The 15,866-nt window shown below is 60.3% G+C and carries 15 protein-coding genes, 1 tRNA gene, 1 pseudogene and 2 riboswitches; of the genes and pseudogenes, 8 read left to right on the forward strand and 9 right to left on the reverse strand.

The features are described from left to right. Position 1: 1 nt before the first annotated feature. The 5 genes from thiS to GZH79_RS07885 all read right to left on the reverse strand — a co-directional run bounded on the left by thiS (position 2) and on the right by GZH79_RS07885 (position 3,330). The gene (gene thiS, locus GZH79_RS07865; protein WP_211643239.1) at positions 2-199 is read right to left on the reverse strand and encodes a sulfur carrier protein ThiS; all 198 of its coding nucleotides are present in this window, start codon (positions 197-199) and stop codon (positions 2-4) included. Next, entirely contained in the window at positions 189-1,154 is a 966-nt protein-coding gene (locus tag GZH79_RS07870) for an FAD-dependent oxidoreductase (RefSeq protein WP_211643486.1), read from the reverse strand. Before GZH79_RS07870 ends, thiS begins: the two co-directional genes overlap by 11 nt. After that, a complete protein-coding gene (thiD, locus tag GZH79_RS07875; protein ID WP_211643487.1) occupies positions 1,147-1,950 on the reverse strand; it encodes a bifunctional hydroxymethylpyrimidine kinase/phosphomethylpyrimidine kinase in 804 nt (267 codons plus the stop codon). The genes GZH79_RS07870 and thiD overlap by 8 nt, the downstream gene beginning before the upstream one ends. A 56-nt stretch (positions 1,951-2,006) precedes the next feature. Beyond that, a riboswitch (TPP riboswitch) is annotated at positions 2,007-2,107 on the reverse strand. A gap of 120 nt (positions 2,108-2,227) precedes the next feature. Beyond that, a complete protein-coding gene (locus tag GZH79_RS07880) occupies positions 2,228-2,992 on the reverse strand; it encodes an NAD(P)H-dependent oxidoreductase (RefSeq protein WP_211643240.1) in 765 nt (254 codons plus the stop codon). Between the two features lie 262 nt (positions 2,993-3,254). Beyond that, positions 3,255-3,330 (reverse strand) — tRNA-Lys (locus tag GZH79_RS07885). A gap of 99 nt (positions 3,331-3,429) precedes the next feature. On the opposite strand from GZH79_RS07885, the gene dapF reads away from it, so the two are divergent. The 7 genes and pseudogenes from dapF (at position 3,430) to GZH79_RS07920 (ending at position 9,811) form a co-directional block, all read left to right on the forward strand. Beyond that, on the forward strand, positions 3,430-4,227 hold the full coding sequence (gene dapF, locus GZH79_RS07890; protein ID WP_211643241.1) for a diaminopimelate epimerase: 798 nt from the start codon (positions 3,430-3,432) through the stop codon (positions 4,225-4,227). Further along, entirely contained in the window at positions 4,220-5,476 is a 1,257-nt protein-coding gene (mtaB, locus tag GZH79_RS07895; protein ID WP_211643242.1) for a tRNA (N(6)-L-threonylcarbamoyladenosine(37)-C(2))-methylthiotransferase MtaB, read from the forward strand. The genes dapF and mtaB overlap by 8 nt, the downstream gene beginning before the upstream one ends. Further along, positions 5,476-6,096, forward strand: a pseudogene (locus GZH79_RS07900) (FMN-binding negative transcriptional regulator). The gene mtaB and the pseudogene GZH79_RS07900 overlap by 1 nt, the downstream one beginning before the upstream one ends. A gap of 68 nt (positions 6,097-6,164) precedes the next feature. Further along, positions 6,165-6,767 (forward strand): glutathione S-transferase family protein, encoded by a 603-nt coding sequence (locus tag GZH79_RS07905; RefSeq protein WP_211643243.1) that lies wholly within the window; start codon positions 6,165-6,167, stop codon positions 6,765-6,767. A 217-nt stretch (positions 6,768-6,984) separates the two neighbouring features. Continuing rightward, a complete protein-coding gene (gene petA, locus GZH79_RS07910; RefSeq protein ID WP_211643244.1) occupies positions 6,985-7,566 on the forward strand; it encodes a ubiquinol-cytochrome c reductase iron-sulfur subunit in 582 nt (193 codons plus the stop codon). An 11-nt stretch (positions 7,567-7,577) separates the two neighbouring features. Beyond that, the gene (locus tag GZH79_RS07915) at positions 7,578-8,921 is read left to right on the forward strand and encodes a cytochrome b N-terminal domain-containing protein (protein WP_211643245.1); all 1,344 of its coding nucleotides are present in this window, start codon (positions 7,578-7,580) and stop codon (positions 8,919-8,921) included. 14 nt (positions 8,922-8,935) lie between these two features. After that, the gene (locus tag GZH79_RS07920) at positions 8,936-9,811 is read left to right on the forward strand and encodes a cytochrome c1 (RefSeq protein ID WP_211643246.1); all 876 of its coding nucleotides are present in this window, start codon (positions 8,936-8,938) and stop codon (positions 9,809-9,811) included. Positions 9,812-9,862: 51 nt separating this feature from the next. Here GZH79_RS07920 and GZH79_RS07925 read toward each other — a convergent pair whose 3' ends face one another. The 4 genes from GZH79_RS07925 to GZH79_RS07940 form a co-directional block, all read right to left on the reverse strand. After that, the gene (locus GZH79_RS07925; RefSeq protein WP_211643247.1) at positions 9,863-10,555 is read right to left on the reverse strand and encodes an ATP-binding cassette domain-containing protein; all 693 of its coding nucleotides are present in this window, start codon (positions 10,553-10,555) and stop codon (positions 9,863-9,865) included. Beyond that, positions 10,542-12,065, reverse strand: coding sequence for a thiamine/thiamine pyrophosphate ABC transporter permease ThiP (locus tag GZH79_RS07930; RefSeq protein ID WP_211643248.1), 1,524 nt, complete (start codon positions 12,063-12,065; stop codon positions 10,542-10,544). The genes GZH79_RS07925 and GZH79_RS07930 overlap by 14 nt, the downstream gene beginning before the upstream one ends. Beyond that, positions 12,041-13,015 (reverse strand): thiamine ABC transporter substrate binding subunit, encoded by a 975-nt coding sequence (gene thiB, locus GZH79_RS07935; protein ID WP_211643249.1) that lies wholly within the window; start codon positions 13,013-13,015, stop codon positions 12,041-12,043. The genes GZH79_RS07930 and thiB overlap by 25 nt, the downstream gene beginning before the upstream one ends. Positions 13,016-13,049: 34 nt before the next feature. Next, positions 13,050-13,146: riboswitch (TPP riboswitch) on the reverse strand. 71 nt (positions 13,147-13,217) lie between these two features. Then, positions 13,218-14,549 (reverse strand): dicarboxylate/amino acid:cation symporter, encoded by a 1,332-nt coding sequence (locus tag GZH79_RS07940; RefSeq protein ID WP_211643250.1) that lies wholly within the window; start codon positions 14,547-14,549, stop codon positions 13,218-13,220. Positions 14,550-14,690: 141 nt separating this feature from the next. On the opposite strand from GZH79_RS07940, the gene aroC reads away from it, so the two are divergent. Beyond that, the gene (gene aroC, locus GZH79_RS07945; RefSeq protein ID WP_211643251.1) at positions 14,691-15,794 is read left to right on the forward strand and encodes a chorismate synthase; all 1,104 of its coding nucleotides are present in this window, start codon (positions 14,691-14,693) and stop codon (positions 15,792-15,794) included. Positions 15,795-15,866: the final 72 nt, after the last annotated feature.

The raw sequence follows: 15,866 nt of genomic DNA on the forward strand, positions 1-15,866 counted from the left end.
CTTAGCCCCCCTGCATCGGGGTCAGCACTTCCAGCCGATCACCGTCGTTCAGATCTGTCCCGCCGCGCGCGCCCTTGGCCACAAAGGCACCGTTAAGCGCGGTCGCCACACGCGCCTCGCCCCAGCCAAGCTCTGTCAGCGCGTCGGCAAGCGTCGGCCCGGTGACATCCCGATGTTCGCCATTCACCTCAAGTTTCATGTAAAAGATCCCCTTTGATGCCTTTTGTTAGATAGTCGGTGGCCTGCTTCGCCAGTGCCGGTGCCATCAGGTAACCGTGGCGGAACAACCCGTTCAGATGCACAACCCGGCCCTGTACGGTCACGCGGGGGACATTGTCGGGAAAGGCCGGGCGCAGATCCGCGCCGGTTTCCACAAGCTCTGCCTCTCCAAATCGCGGATCGAGCGCATAAGCTGCGCTGAGCAATTCCAGCACCGCGCGCGCCGAGATACCGCGCCGGTCGGCGCTTTCCAGTTGCGTGGCGCCCAGCATGAACAGCCCGGACTCGCGGGGGACGATATAAAGGGGGTGACGTGGGTGCAGCAGGCGGACAGGGCGCGCAAGCGTGATATCGCTGCTGCGCAACACCACCATCTCGCCACGTACCGCGCGCAGTTCAGGCAGGGCAGCCGCCATGCCGCGCGCATCAATCACTGGGCCTGCGATGTCTGCGGGTGTCGCCTCGGCCCTTTCGACTGCGATGCCTCGGGCGGCCAGCGCTGCAACCAGATCGGCCAGCGCGCGGCGTGGGTCCAGATGGGATTCGCTGTCAAAGAAAAGCGCGCTTTTGTGTTGGTTCAGCTCTGGTTCAAGCGCGGTCAGATCATGGATCTGTTGATGTCCGGATGTGCGCCGCGCGAAACGTGTCAACTCGCCTTGGTCGCGCTGCAGGGCAATCACAAGCGAGCCGCGATAGGTGACTTCTGTCACCTCAGCCCAAAATGCCGCTGCCGCCTGCCCATGCGTGACAATTGCAGTTTCGGCCACAGCACCCTCGCAAAACGGGGCAAGCATACCGCCAGCCCACCACGAACAGCCATGCGGCCCCGGTGCGCCATTGCGGTCGATCACGCGCGGAGTAAGCCCAGCCTTGCTTAATTCATAAGCCGCGCAAAGCCCGGCGACGCCGGCGCCTATGATGGTCACGTCAACCATTGCGCCAGAACGCGTGGAAATGATGCAGTGGCCCATGACCAGAGCCGACGCCTAAATCATCCGCTGCGGCGATTGCGCCTTGCAGGTAGTCGTGCGCGCGCCTGACCGCTTCTTCCAGCCCGGCCCCCTTTGCCAACCCGGTCGCAATGGCGGCCGACAACGTGCATCCCGTGCCATGCGTGTTTTTTGTAGCGCGCCGTTGCGCGGTCAGGCGCATGATCCCCGCGTCGGAAATCAGAAGATCGACACAAACCTCGCCAGACCCATGGCCGCCCTTCATCAGCACTGCCTTTGGTCCCAGTTCGCGCAATGCATCGCCTTGCCCCATCATCTCGGCCTCGTCCTGTGCAGGTGCACAGCCCAGCAAGTCGGCAGCTTCGGGCAGGTTCGGCGTCAGCAACGTGGCCATTGGCAAAAGCTGACGGCGCAGCGAGTCAAGCGCATCAGGCGACAAAAGCCGGTCGCCGGATTTCGCTACCATTACAGGGTCCAGCACGATCGGCAGCGTGCGACCCGCCAGCCCCTGCGCGACCACAGCGATTGCCTGCGGCCCGCCCAGCATCCCCAATTTGACCGCCCGAATATTCAGATCGTCGAACACGGCGTCGATCTGAGCCGCGATCATCGCATCGCTGACAGGTTCGACCAAAACGACCGCCCGTGTGTTCTGCGCGGTCAGTGCCGTAATGACGCTGGCCCCATAAGCACCAAGCGCGGAAAATGTCTTTAGATCGGCCTGTACCCCGGCGCCACCGCCAGAGTCGGACCCTGCTATCGTCAAAGCTATAGGAACCAATGTCCGCCCCCTTGCTGTGTTGACCGATGCAAGGATACGGATATCGCGCGAGCCGTTTGCGCGCATGTACCGTTCCCTACGCCGGTATAATCCGGATCAGGTTCGATGGGTTGGCTTGCGCCTCTCAGCCCTGATCAGGGCACCCCAACGGTTTCATATTCTTCAGCTAGCCCTGCCTTGTCTCTCTGACAAGGGGGATGGTGGCAATTGGCCGGAATGACGGGCCGCGGCGCGGCTTTTCAACTGTTGAATCGATGGTGGTTCAGGGCGAAGCGCCTTAGGGTGCTTTTCTGATAAAATAGCTGTGATTGGGGCGATCCACCTGTAGCCGACCGTTTGCGTCAAAGTCGCTGTCGGCGTTGAACGGGATGACAGGACGGCTGGCAAAATCCGTCATGATCCCAACTTGGGCATCGAGGGCCATTGCGAGGCGGTCCTCAAGCTCTTCTTGTCTCTTGCCCCGATTGTACCCATGAACGCCATGGATGATTTCTGGAACGGCAACAGAAAACCCAAGATAGCGAAGTGTATAAGCTGCGGGCCAAAGCAGCATCTGTATGTCACCTTCTTTTCCATCAAAGGCGCTCTCGCTTTCCTTCGATCCAGTGGTCACGCAGAACAGCGCCTTTTTGCTGCGGAATTGACCCGCGTCAAAGCGCTGATCTACCGAGTGCAGCGCCCCGTGTGCCAAGACACGATCGAACCAACCCTTGAGGATCGCTGGCGGCGCAAACCACCAGATCGGAAAGTGAAACACGACACGGTCCGCGCGACGCAGCTTCTCGATCTCTGCTTCGACATCGGTCGGAAGACAATTCAGAGCGGCAGAATTTTCTTGCGCTTTGAGCGCGTCAAATCCTGTATCAGACGTAAGATGAGGATAATGGCTCGCACGCTCGACAGGATCAAAACCCATTGAAACCAGATCAGAGCGAAGGACCGTATCACCCAAGCCTTCACAGGCGGTTTGGGTGGCATCCGCCCACACCCCGTTAAATGACCGCGCGTCGGGGTGTGCCAGAACAATCAGTGTCGTGGTCATGGAAAGCTCCGTAACATTTCTGGCAAAATCTGATGTTTTCAACCTGCAGCCGAAGCCGCTGGAAACACAAGGGCGGCATAGACTGGTGCCGCTGGCTTGGGCGATGGCTATAAAAGATCATTAGATTTGGAAACTTGCCCTGCTCTGCACGGTCACAACGTTGTTCCGCGATGAACGACGCCAGAATCGCCGATGGCCAGAAGCGAACCCTGCCATTTTCACAGTTTTCATGCAGCATGCGCAAACAGGTAAGAGTGTTTTGTGGTGAGCCCGCAGGGGTTCGAACCCTGGACCTACTGATTAAAAGTCAGTTGCTCTACCAACTGAGCTACAGGCTCTGACCACGAAATGCGACCTAGATTGACCGTCGCGCAGGGTCAACCCGGAAATTGCGTCCGGGCTGGATAAAGTGACGGACGGGGCGTATAGCCGCGGCCATGACACGTTCAGTTCCATTCATGAAGATGCACGGGCTTGGCAATGATTTTGTCGTGCTCGACGCCCGCGCGGGACATCGCGTGGACGCAGAATTGGCTGTCGCAATGTCAGACCGCCATCGCGGCATCGGATTCGATCAACTGGCAGAAATTTCGGACAGCACGACGGCCGACCTGCATCTGACGTTCTGGAATGCAGACGGCAGCACCTCTGGTGCTTGTGGCAATGCGACCCGCTGCATCGCGGCGTGGCAGATGGTGCGAAACGGACAGAATCGTGTCACGATCACAACCGATCGCGGTATCCTGCAGGCGCAACAAACCGACACGGGCGTATCCGTGAATATGGGCGCACCCCTGCTGGATTGGGCCGATGTGCCGCTGGCACAAGCGGTCGATACGCTGCATCTGCCCATTGATGGCAATCCGGTCGGAACCGGCATGGGCAATCCGCATTGCACATTTTTCGTCGATGACGTCGCTGGTGTCGATCTTGCTGCACGCGGGGCCCAGATGGAACATCATCCGCTTTTCCCGCAGCGAACGAACGTCCAGTTCGCGCAGGTGATTGGGCCGGATCACCTGCGGATGCGGGTCTGGGAACGCGGCGCGGGAATCACGCTTGCCTCTGGCTCTTCTTCGTGTGCGACTGCTGTTGCAGCCGCCCGGCGTGGCCTGACAAGACGGGCGGTGCGGATTGATCTGGACGGTGGCACACTAATGATCGACTGGCGTAGTGACGGGGTCTGGATGACCGGCCCGACCGCGCATGTATTTGACGGGGTCTGGTATGGCTGATGCACCGATCTTTTCCAACCATGGCTGCCGGCTGAACGCCTATGAAACCGCTGCCATGACCGAACTAGCCACTGCTGCGGGCGTCACCAACGCCGTTGTCGTCAATACCTGTGCAGTCACGGCAGAAGCTGTGCGCAAGGCTCGGCAGGACATCCGCAAGCTGCGTCGCGCCCATCCAGACGCCACGCTGATCGTCACCGGCTGTGCGGCACAGACGGAACCCGAAACATTTGCCAACATGGCAGAGGTGGACCGCGTCATCGGCAACACCGAAAAGATGGAACCGGCGACTTGGGCGGGCATGGCCCCCGACCTGATCGGGACCACCGAACCAGTGCAGGTCAACGACATCATGTCAGTCACCGAAACCGCTGGTCATCTGATCGACGGCTTCGGCACCCGGTCGCGCGCCTATGTGCAGGTGCAGAACGGCTGCGATCACCGCTGCACGTTTTGCATCATTCCATTCGGGCGCGGGAATTCGCGGTCCGTGCCCGCCGGGGTCGTTGTCGATCAGATCAAGCGGCTGGTCGACAAGGGTTTTCAAGAGGTCGTTCTGACCGGCGTCGATCTGACAAGCTGGGGGGCCGATCTGCCTGCCACGCCCCGGCTGGGCGATCTGGTGCTGCGGATCCTGAAACTTGTGCCGGACCTGCCGCGCCTGCGGATTTCATCCATCGATTCGATCGAGGTGGACGATGCGCTGATGCAGGCCATTGCGACCGAACCGCGCCTGATGCCGCACCTGCATCTGTCGTTGCAGCATGGCGACGATCTGATCTTGAAACGGATGAAGCGGCGCCATTCGCGCGACGACGCCATCCGCTTTGCCACTGAAGCGCGCGCGCTGCGCCCTGACATGACATTCGGCGCGGACATCATTGCGGGCTTTCCGACCGAAACCGACGGCGCGTTTGAAAATGCGCTGAAGCTGGTCGACGACTGCGATCTGACGTGGCTGCACGTCTTTCCCTATTCGCCCCGTCCCGGCACGCCCGCAGCCCGGATGCCGCAGGTCCGCGGCCCCGCGATAAAGGCGCGCGCCGCCCGCCTGCGCGCCGCAGGTGATGTCGCCGTCGCGCGACACCTTGCCGCCCAGATCGGTCAGGCGCATCAGGTCCTGATGGAAAGCCCCCGCATGGGTCGCACCGCTCAGTTCGCAGAGGTCCATTTCGAAACCGACCAACCTGTCGGACAGATCGTCCCGGCCACCGTGCGTGCGGTGCAGGACAGCCATCTGGTGGCCTGATGCATCCCAACCCGGCATTTCGTCAGGCAGGAACCGACCGCAGCATCGCCTTTGCCCGTGAACGCGGGTTTGGAATGCTTTGCGTCAACGGGCCTGACCGCCCGCTTCTGGCGCACGTGCCATTTTTGCTGGATCAGGCGGGCACGACGCTGGATCTGCATCTGGTGCGGTCCAATCCGATCGCGCGGCTGGGCCCGTCCGTCACCGCCACCATCGCGGTGTCCGGGCCAGACGCCTATATCTCTCCGGATTGGTATGGGGTGCCGGATCAGGTGCCAACGTGGAATTATGTGGCGGTCCACCTGACGGGTGTGCTGACCGCCCTGACGCAGGACGACATGCGCGATCTGCTGGACCGCGAATCGGCTCTGTTCTAATCGTATCTGCCAAAACCGGCCTGGACCGCAGACAAGATGACGCCCGACGTCCTTGACCGTATGATGCGACAGATCGTGCCGTTCCGCATGACCGTGGAGTCCGTCGACAGCACGTGGAAGCTGGGCCAGAACAAACCAGAAGCCGTGCGGCTTGCCGCAGCGGATCATGTCGCATCCAGCGTTGGGCAGGACCGGGCTGCGCTGGCCGATCTGATGCGCGCGCCCCCTGACCCGGCGCGCTGAGCGCGCGCGCATCACCGCTCGACAGCGGGACCGGCAACGCGCAAAGTATGCCAAAGAGGAGATTCCGGATGCAGCTGTTGATGTCGCCTACTTCACCCTTTGTCCGCAAATGCCGCGTGCTGCTGCGCGAAGCGGACCTGTTGGACACGGTCGAAGAAGTGACCGTCGCCACCACGCCCGCTGTCCCGGATGCTGCGGTCGCATCCGCCAATCCGGTCGCCAAGATCCCCGTGCTGCTGCGAATGCACGGCCCCGCGATCCATGATAGCCGCGTCATCTGCCGGTTTTTGAACGAACATGCAGGCGCAAACCTGTATCCTGCGACGCGCCTGTGGGAAACGCTGACACTGGAAGCGACGGCAGATGCCATCATGGAAGCCGCGATTACGATGTTCTATGAAACGAAATATCGTGACCCGGCGCAGCAATCGACCGATTGGATAGATGCCCAGTGGTCAAAGGCCGACCGCGCCATCACCGCACTGGAAGACCGTTGGCTAAGCCATCTGAACGGACCGCTGGACATGGGGCAAATCGCAACGGCCTGCGCGTTGTCATACATCGACTTGCGACATGCCGCGCGCGACTGGCGCAATGGACGGGCTGGCTTGGCGCAATGGCACGCGACATTCGCCGCCAGACCATCGATGCTTGAAACCGCAGCGGCCTAGCCAGCCAGGCGTCTTTACCGGGGCTCTGTGTCACACTGGTCACATTTCACGAAAGCCGCTAGATAGGACACATGGGTCGCGCGACCTGCGATGGAATGTCCGCTGGACGGATGCAATACCGACCGCTAAACAGCGCCCGACCAGTCGGCGGGGCCCCGCCGACGTTATCATTTCGCCACGGGCTCGCTATGGCCCGCCCCAGAACGGAGACGCACCCTTGTCACACGCCGAAGACCATCAGGGCACACGCCGCGACTTTCTGTATTACGCAACCGCCGGGGCTGGCGTCGTCGTCACCGGCGCAGCGGTCTGGCCCCTTGTGAATCAGATGAACCCGTCTGCGGACGTTCAGGCGCTGGCGTCGATCCGCGTCGATGTCGGCGGCGTATCCGAAGGCACACAGCTGACGGTCCTGTGGCAGGGTAAGCCTGTTTTCATCCGGTATCGCACGGCCGAAGAAATCGAAGCCGCGCGATCCGTGGACCTCGCTTCGCTGCCCGATCAATCCGCTGAAAACGCGAATCTGGCCGGCGTTGTTCCCGCCACGGACGAAAACCGCGCCTTGCCAACCCCAGAGGGTTCCGATGCACCGGAAGGTGCATGGCTGGTTCAAATGGGCATCTGTACGCACCTGGGCTGTGTTCCGCTGGGCGAACAGGGCGATTTCGGCGGTTGGTTCTGCCCCTGCCACGGCAGCCATTATGACACGTCAGGCCGTATCCGCAGAGGTCCGGCCCCCCGTAATCTTCCCGTGCCGGTCGCCGCTTTTGTCGACCCCACCACAATCGAACTCGGTTAAGGAGAGACAGCATGGCTGGTATTCCGCACGACCACTACGAGCCGTCGTCTAACGGCGAAAAGTGGCTTCACAAGCGTCTTCCGATCCTTGGGATCGCCTATGATACGCTGATGATCCCGACTCCAAAGAACCTGAACTGGATGTGGATCTGGGGCATCGTCCTGACGTTCACACTGGTGCTGCAGATCGTGACCGGCATCGTGCTGGTGATGCACTATGTTCCGCATGTCGATATGGCCTTTGGGTCTGTCGAACACATCATGCGGAACGTGAACGGCGGGCACATGATCCGTTATTTCCATTCCAACGGCGCATCATTGTTCTTTGTCGCCGTCTATCTGCATATTTTCCGCAGCCTGTATTATGGCAACTACAAAGCCCCGCGCGAAGTCACGTGGATCATCGGGATGTTGATGTATCTGCTGATGATGGGCACCGCCTTTATGGGCTATGTTCTGCCTTGGGGCCAGATGTCGTTCCACGGAACCGCCGTGATCACCGGCCTGTTCGGCGCCGTTCCGTTTGTCGGCGAATCGCTGCAGACATGGCTGCTGGGTGCGTCGGCTGTCGGCCAGCCCGCGCTGAACCGCTTCTTCTCGCTGCATTATTTGATGCCGTTCATCCTGCTGGGTCTGACCATCGTTCACATCTGGGCGTTTCATACCACCGGCAACAACAACCCAACCGGCGTCGAAGTGCGCCGTACGTCGAAAGAAGACGCAGCCAAAGACACGCTGCCATTCTGGCCATACTTCGTGATCAAGGATTTGTTCGCCTTGGCGATCATCCTTGCTGTGTTCATGGCGATCGTCGGCTTTATGCCGAACTATCTGGGCCACCCGGATAACTACATCCCGGCAAACCCGCTCGCCACGCCGTCGCACATCGTTCCGGAATGGTACTTCCTGCCGTTCTACGCGATCCTGCGGGCATTTACGGCTGACGTCTGGGTCGTGCAGATCGTGAACTTCCTGACCTTTGGCATCATCGACGCCAAGTTCTTTGGGGTTCTTGCGATGTTTGGCGCGATTGTTGTGATGGCACTGGCCCCTTGGCTGGATACATCGTCTGTGCGGTCGGGCCGTTATCGCCCAACCTTCAAATGGTGGTACGCGCTGCTGGTCGTCGACTTCATTGTCCTGATGTGGGTCGGGGCACAGCCTGCCGAATTCCCCTATGACTGGATTTCGCTGATCGCATCGACCTACTGGTTCGCCTACTTCCTTGTGATCCTGCCGCTTCTGGGGGTCATTGAAAAACCCCTGCCGCTGCCCGAAACAATCGAGGCCGATTATGCAGCGCACTACGCCCCAAAGACCGGCGGCACGAAAACCATCGTGAACCCGGCCGAGTGAAAGACAAAGGACTGATGAAAATGTTTCGCAAACTTTCACTGACAACGATGACGGCTTTGGCGCTTAGCGCCGGGGCCGTCCACGCCGCGGGCGCAGAAGCTGAAATCACCAATTACGACTTTCCGTTCGAAGGACCGTTCGGATCGTTCGACACCAATCAGCTTCAGCGTGGCCTAAAGGTTTACACACAGATCTGCTCAGCCTGTCACGGGATGGAATACGTGGCGTTCCGCACGCTTTCGGATGAACACGGCCCTGCCCTGCCCGAAGATCAGATGCGCGCCTATGCGGAAAACTTTGAAATCTTCGATCCCGCGCTTGATGATGGTTTAGGTGATTACCGTCCGGCAACACCTGCTGATCACTATCCGGAATCGTCACTGGCCAACGCACCGGATCTGTCGCTGATGGCAAAATCACGCGCTGGTTTCCATGGCCCCTATGGCACGGGTATCAGCCAGTTCATCAATGGCATGGGCGGCGCGGAATACATCGCATCGCTAATGACGGGCTACCACGAAGAACCAGAATGCGCGCTTGAAATGGACGTTCCGATGGACGGCTATTACAACGTCGCATTTGCAAACGGCGGTTTCCCCGACGAATGCAAGGACGAGCACGGTCACTACACGGTGCCTGGCAGCTGGATCTCGATGGCCCCACCCTTGTATGGCGACGATATCGATTTTGACGACGGCACCGAAGCCACGCTGGAGCAAAGTGCAAAAGACGTCGCCGCGTTTCTGATGTGGACAGCCGAACCGAAAATGATGGCGCGGAAACAGGCGGGCCTGACCGGGGTCGTGTTTTTGTCGCTGCTCGCAGCTTTGCTGTATCTGACAAACAAGAAACTGTGGGCACCGCACAAAAAACGGGTCGAGGACGAATAGGTTCAAACCGATCAAGTGAAACAAAAGGCCTGCCATCTTGGCGGGCCTTTTTTATGTCCCCAAATAGCGACGAAGTTCTGGCGAAGGATCTGCAAACAACGCGCCAGTATCCTGCGGCGGATGGGCGTACCCGTCGCTGACCAGAATGACGTTGTCCGCAACGTTTTGGGCGTCAGCGGGATCATGGGTCACCATCAATACCGTGCGTCCGGCAGCGACCAGTATGGATTGAACCAGTTCCAGCATCTGCGCCCGCAGCGCAGGACCAAGTGCTGCGAACGCTTCGTCCAGCAGCACCACGGGACGATCCGCCAGCAGGACGCGGGCCAGCGCCGCGCGACTTTGTTGACCGCCCGACAGTGCATTGGGTTTGCGATCGCCCAAACCGGCCAGACCCACCCGGTCTAGCGCAACCGCAACGCGGTCTGAATGATCTTTCGTCAAACGCAGGGACGGCACCAACCCCAGCCCCGCATTCTGTGCCACCGTCAGATGCGGGAACAGGTTGTTGTCCTGAAAAAGCATGGTCACAGGTCGGTTTCCGGGCGCTGCGCCAGACAGGTTTCGCCCGTCCCACAAAACACACCCGGACGCGGGGTCCAGAAAACCGGCGATGGCGGACAGCAACGTCGATTTGCCCCCACCGGACGGGCCGATTACCGCCGTCAGACCCGGCGACAGTGACCAATCGGCACGTAACGTGAATGCACCTTGCCGGAGGGTCAGATCGTCACAGGTCAGCATCGACGCGCCCTCCTTTATCGCAAATCCAGAACGCCAGCAGCGAAAGCGCAACCAAAAGCAAAGCGGCACTGGCTGCCGTTTCCATGCGATAAGCCCCCATCAGACGATACATCGCCAGCGGTAATGTTTCCTGTGCATCGGTCGCAAATAACGCGATGACCCCCAGATCACCCATCGACAGCGCCGCCGATAGCCCGGCAGCAAAACCCAGCGGACGGCGCAGACGCGGCAGCATCACAATCCGCAGACCACGCCAGCCCGTCAGATTGAGCGTCGCAGCCAGACGGGCATAGTTTTGCCGCACGTCCTGCACCGCCGGGATCAGCACCCGCAACGCAAAGGGTAAGGCCAACATCGCGTTGACCACCATTGTCACAGGAAGCGCCACGACTGTCGGACTAACGACAGGGTAGACAATAATGAACAGCCCCGTGCCCATGACCAGCGCGCTGGACGCCAGTGGTGTCACACCGATCACCTGCGCAATCGCACCGCCGCGCAATGCAACGGTCAGCGCAAGCGATACGCTGATCACAGTCGATCCGACCGCAACCGCTATCGATCGTCCTGCTGCGGTCCAAACGCTTGCAGGCATGTCCAGAAACCCCGGCACCCCGCGCAACACGATCATCGCGAGCGGGGTGACAAGAAACAAGGTCACGGCCCCCAACCAAAGCCAGTCCAGCGGGCTTTGATCCCACCGCGCCACGACACGGTCCAATCCGCCGCCAAGGCCATCAACCGGCGTAATGCGCCAAGCCACAACCGCTGCCACGGCACACAGCACGAATTGACTGGCCGCCAGCAGCGCGGCGCGCCCCAAATCGAAATCGAACCGGATCGCTTGATAAATTGCCAGCTCTACCGTTGTTGCCCGTGGTCCACCGCCCAAGGTCAGCGCCACGGCAAAACTGGTCAGGCAGATCAGGAAAATCACCAGCAAGGTGCCTGGCAGAACCCGCACCAGCATCGGCCATTCCAGGACTCGCCACACCGGCGCGTTCAACTGCGCGGCAAGGCGGAATCGTTCTGCCGGAATGTCCAGCCAGCCCTGCAGGATCAACCGCACTGCCAGCGGCAGGTTGAAAAACACATGTGCAAGGATCACACCAGCCGCCCCATAGATGCTGATCGGGTCGATCCCGATCGTTCCAAGCATCGCATTCAGGATGCCACCGCGCCCAAATACCGCCAGCAGCCCCAGCACCGCGACGATGACCGGCAACAAAAAAGGCGCGCCCAGCAGCATGACCAGTGCTGCCCTGCCCCGAAACCTGCGACGCGCAAGCGCGCGCGCGACGGGTATCGCCAGCGCGACGGACGCCAGCGCCGATACCACCGCCTGCCATATCGTAAACCGGATCGCGGCCCAGTCGCCAGCCGCCAACCCGCTGCCAACCTGCGCCCGGAACGCCACGGCGACCAGCGGTCCCACCGTCAAAGCAAGGACCAGCGCGGCAGCAACCCACGCTGGCCCCGCCGCTTTTATTGCGACAGCGCGTTGCGCCATGTATCCAGCGCGTCATCACGGCGTGCTGCGGCTTCGGCCGCAGATAACAGCACGCCTTTCTTTGGCACGGTCAGGGTGTCGAATCCGTCTGGCAAGGCGATGTCAGTCGCGGGATACATCCAGTTGGTTGTTGGGATCACGGTCTGAAACGCATCAGAGACGATGAATTGCATGAACTGTTCGGCCAGATCAGGCTGGTCGGTTTCGGCCAATATCCCCGCGACTTCGACCTGCAGGTAATTGCCTTCGTCAAAGGCCCAAGCGGTCTTGGTGTCGTCTTCTTCAGCGATCAGGTGATAGGCTGGCGACGTGGTATAGGACAGGACAGCGTCCGCCTCGCCTTCGAGAAACAGGTTGTAGGCTTCGGTCCAGCCGGGTGTGACGGTGACGATGTTGTCGGCCAGACCTTCCCAGATGGCACCCGCGTCATCACCATGAACAGCCTGTACCCACATCAACAGACCCAGTCCGGGGGTCGATGACCGTGGGTCCTGAATGACGATGCTGAGGTCGCTGTCCGCCAGTTCCTGAAACGAACTGACCGCAGGTGTGTCCTTGTCCGCGACAAATGCCAGATAGCCCCAGTCAAATGGCAGGAACATGTCGTCGTCGTAGTCCACAGGCAGCGACAGGTCGGCATCGACACCGTGTGTGGTGAACAGCCCGGTATCGCGCGCGACCGCCGTCAGGTTGGTGTCCAGCCCCAGCACGACGTCGGCATCGGTGCGCGGCCCTTCCAATTGCAGGCGCGCCAGCAGGGCCGCGCCGTCGCCCGCACCAGTGAACACCAGATCGCAGCCGCATGTCGCTTCGAATGCGTCTTCAATCGCGGGGCCGGGGCCCCATTCGGATGTAAAGCTGTCGTAGGTGTAAACGTTCAGCGTCGGCGTTTGCGCCAGCACGGGGCTGGCTGCCACGATGGCCGCGACGCTTGTGAGAGTGGTTTTCATGTCATCCTCCAAAACGACGGGCGGATTTGGGGACGACAGGATGCCGGACCTTCCCTCCGCCGGTCTTAACCGGTTCAGGTTCAACGGGTCCGCTTTCGCATCTCAGCCGCATGGCCCCCCGAGGTGACGCAACAACTAGGGCCGGCGCGCGCAAAAGAAAAGGGCCATGCCAATGGATGGCCCTTTTCATGGCAAAGCCGGATCAAGCGATGGCGTGGTGCGGCAATTCAGCGTCGCCTTCGCCAACCATCCCGGCATTCGGATCATTGAACACATCAAGATCGATCTTGCCTTCGCCCTTGGCCACGATGGATGTGACAACGGCGTCGCCCGTGATGTTCACCGCCGTCCGGATCATGTCCATCAGGCGGTCGACGCCCAGAATAATCGCGATCCCTTCGATCGGCAGACCGACCTGCCCCAGCACCATCGTCAACATCACCAGCCCGACGCCAGGCACACCTGCCGTGCCGATGGATGCCAGCACGGCCATCCCGATCACGGTGATATAGCCCATCAGGCCAAGGTCGATGCCATAGACGTTGGCCAGAAACACCGTTGCGACACCTTGCATAATCGCCGTGCCGTCCATGTTGATCGTCGCACCGAACGGAATGCAGAACGATGCCACGCTTTTATCGACGCCGACCCGTTCGGTCGCGCATTGATAGGTCACGGGGATCGTCGCATTGGATGATGCGGTCGAAAACGCAAAAATCTGCGCCGGGCGCATCTTTTTCATGAACACCAGCGGGTTCAGCCCTGCCAGCGTCTTCAGCATCGTGGGCAGTGTAATGAACAGATGGATGAACAGCGCGGCGACCAGCGTAACGACATAGGCCATGACCGGCAGGAACAGACTGATCCCCTGTTCCGCAAACGTCTTGGCGATCAGGGCAAAAACGCCATAGGGCGCGGCCCGCATCACAAGGTCGACGATCTTCATCATCACCTCGTTCATATAATCGCAGGCTTCGATGAACGGTTTTGACCGTCCACCCAGCATCAGAACAGCAATACCAAGGATCACCGTGTAAAAAATCACCTGAAGCATCTCACCGCTGGCAAAGGCCTGGATCGGGTTGGTCGGCACGATGGCAGCAAAGACACCCCACACGGATGGCGCTTCTGCCCCGCTGATGTCGCTTGTTTCCAGCCCGGTCATGTCGAAACCCCGGCCCGGCCCGATCAGTGTGGCCAGCACCAGCGCGACCGTGATCGCAAGCGCAGTGGTGGCGATGTACAACGCAAAACTTTTCGATCCAACGCGGCCCAGCACGCGGATATCACCGATCCCCGTCACCCCGCCCAGCAACGAAAAGAAGACCAGCGGCACAACCAGCATCTTCAGCGCATTCACGAACATCGTGCCGATCATGGCGAAAAAGCCTGCGACCAGATGGGTGTTCAAAAACGAACTGTCGATGGCGTTAAGGATGACGCCGACAACGATGCCCAGCCCCATTGCGATCATGATCTTCATTGTCAGGGACATCTGTGACCCCCCCGACGTTTCGGTGGTTGCATCGGCCATAACGGCACTCCTGTACAAGTGTGTTACAAAGCGTCGCACGCGACCACCGCATTGACCAAGTAAACTTTTCCGTGATCAGACCTGTTGGACAGCAGCACAGGCTTGGGCTACGTCGGAAACGCAATAACAAAGTGGCGTGTCATGTCGTTCAACACCTTCGGTCATCTGTTCCGCTTCACCACCTGGGGCGAAAGCCATGGTCCCGCATTGGGGGCCACAATCGACGGTTGCCCGCCGGGCGTGGCATTGGACCCCGCGATGATTCAGGAATGGCTGGACAAACGTCGGCCCGGCCAGAACCGGAACATGACACAACGCAACGAACCCGATGCCGTGGAAATCCTGTCCGGCGTGTTTGATGGACGCACGACGGGCACACCGATCCAGTTGATGATCCGCAATACGGATCAACGGTCAAAGGACTATGGCGACATCCTGAACACCTTCCGCCCCGGTCACGCCGACATCACATATCACCAGAAATACGGGCTGCGCGATCCGCGCGGCGGTGGGCGATCCTCTGCCCGGGAAACGGCGGCGCGGGTGGCTGCGGGCGGTGTCGCACGACAGGCGCTGGCACAGGTGGCCCCCGGCGTGCAGATTGTCGGCTACATGGTTCAGATGGGCGAGAAAAAGATCGACCGGGACCGGTTTGACTGGAATGAAATCGCGCGCAACGATTTTTGGTGCCCCGACCCGCAGGCCGCACAGGAATTCGAAGCCTACCTGAAATGGCTGCGCGAGGATGACCACAATTCTGTTGGCGCTATGATCGAGGTGGTCGCCCGCAACGTGCCAACGGGAATCGGCGCCCCAATCTATGCCAAGCTCGACACCGATCTGGCCGCCGCGATGATGAGCATCAATGCGGTCAAGGGCGTCGAAATCGGTGAAGGCATGGCAGCCGCCGGGCTGACAGGGCGCGATAATGCCGATGAAATATACATGGGCGAAAACGGTCCGATTTATTCCAGCAATCATGCGGGCGGCATTCTTGGCGGAATCAGCACCGGGCAGGACGTTGTTGTGCGCTTTGCTGTGAAACCGACATCTTCGATCCTGTCGCCACGTGCGTCGATCAAAATGGACGGCACTCCGACAGAGGTGGTGACAAAAGGCCGCCACGACCCTTGCGTCGGTATTCGCGCTGTCCCGGTCGGAGAGGCGATGATGGCCTGTGTCATCCTCGATCATATTTTGCTGGACCGTGGCCAGACCGGCGGTTTGCGCGGTAAGATTGGCTGAACTTCACGACAGGGTGTATGGCGTCCGCCGCGCAGGTCCCTAGGTTCCCCGACACGACAACAAAGGGAACCC

It is taken from the genome of Loktanella sp. SALINAS62, assembly GCF_018263905.1.
In the GTDB taxonomy this organism is placed as follows: domain Bacteria; phylum Pseudomonadota; class Alphaproteobacteria; order Rhodobacterales; family Rhodobacteraceae; genus Loktanella.

Coding starts and splice junctions, on each gene's coding strand:
- thiS (WP_211643239.1), bottom strand. CDS start 199: ATGAAACTTGAGGTGAATGGCGAACATCGGGATGTCACCGGGCCGACG.
- GZH79_RS07870 (WP_211643486.1), bottom strand. CDS start 1,154: ATGGTTGACGTGACCATCATAGGCGCCGGCGTCGCCGGGCTTTGCGCG.
- GZH79_RS07880 (WP_211643240.1), bottom strand. CDS start 2,992: ATGACCACGACACTGATTGTTCTGGCACACCCCGACGCGCGGTCATTT.
- dapF (WP_211643241.1), top strand. CDS start 3,430: ATGACACGTTCAGTTCCATTCATGAAGATGCACGGGCTTGGCAATGAT.
- mtaB (WP_211643242.1), top strand. CDS start 4,220: ATGGCTGATGCACCGATCTTTTCCAACCATGGCTGCCGGCTGAACGCC.
- GZH79_RS07905 (WP_211643243.1), top strand. CDS start 6,165: ATGCAGCTGTTGATGTCGCCTACTTCACCCTTTGTCCGCAAATGCCGC.
- GZH79_RS07915 (WP_211643245.1), top strand. CDS start 7,578: ATGGCTGGTATTCCGCACGACCACTACGAGCCGTCGTCTAACGGCGAA.
- GZH79_RS07920 (WP_211643246.1), top strand. CDS start 8,936: ATGAAAATGTTTCGCAAACTTTCACTGACAACGATGACGGCTTTGGCG.
- GZH79_RS07925 (WP_211643247.1), bottom strand. CDS start 10,555: ATGCTGACCTGTGACGATCTGACCCTCCGGCAAGGTGCATTCACGTTA.
- GZH79_RS07930 (WP_211643248.1), bottom strand. CDS start 12,065: ATGGCGCAACGCGCTGTCGCAATAAAAGCGGCGGGGCCAGCGTGGGTT.
- thiB (WP_211643249.1), bottom strand. CDS start 13,015: ATGAAAACCACTCTCACAAGCGTCGCGGCCATCGTGGCAGCCAGCCCC.
- GZH79_RS07940 (WP_211643250.1), bottom strand. CDS start 14,549: ATGGCCGATGCAACCACCGAAACGTCGGGGGGGTCACAGATGTCCCTG.
- aroC (WP_211643251.1), top strand. CDS start 14,691: ATGTCGTTCAACACCTTCGGTCATCTGTTCCGCTTCACCACCTGGGGC.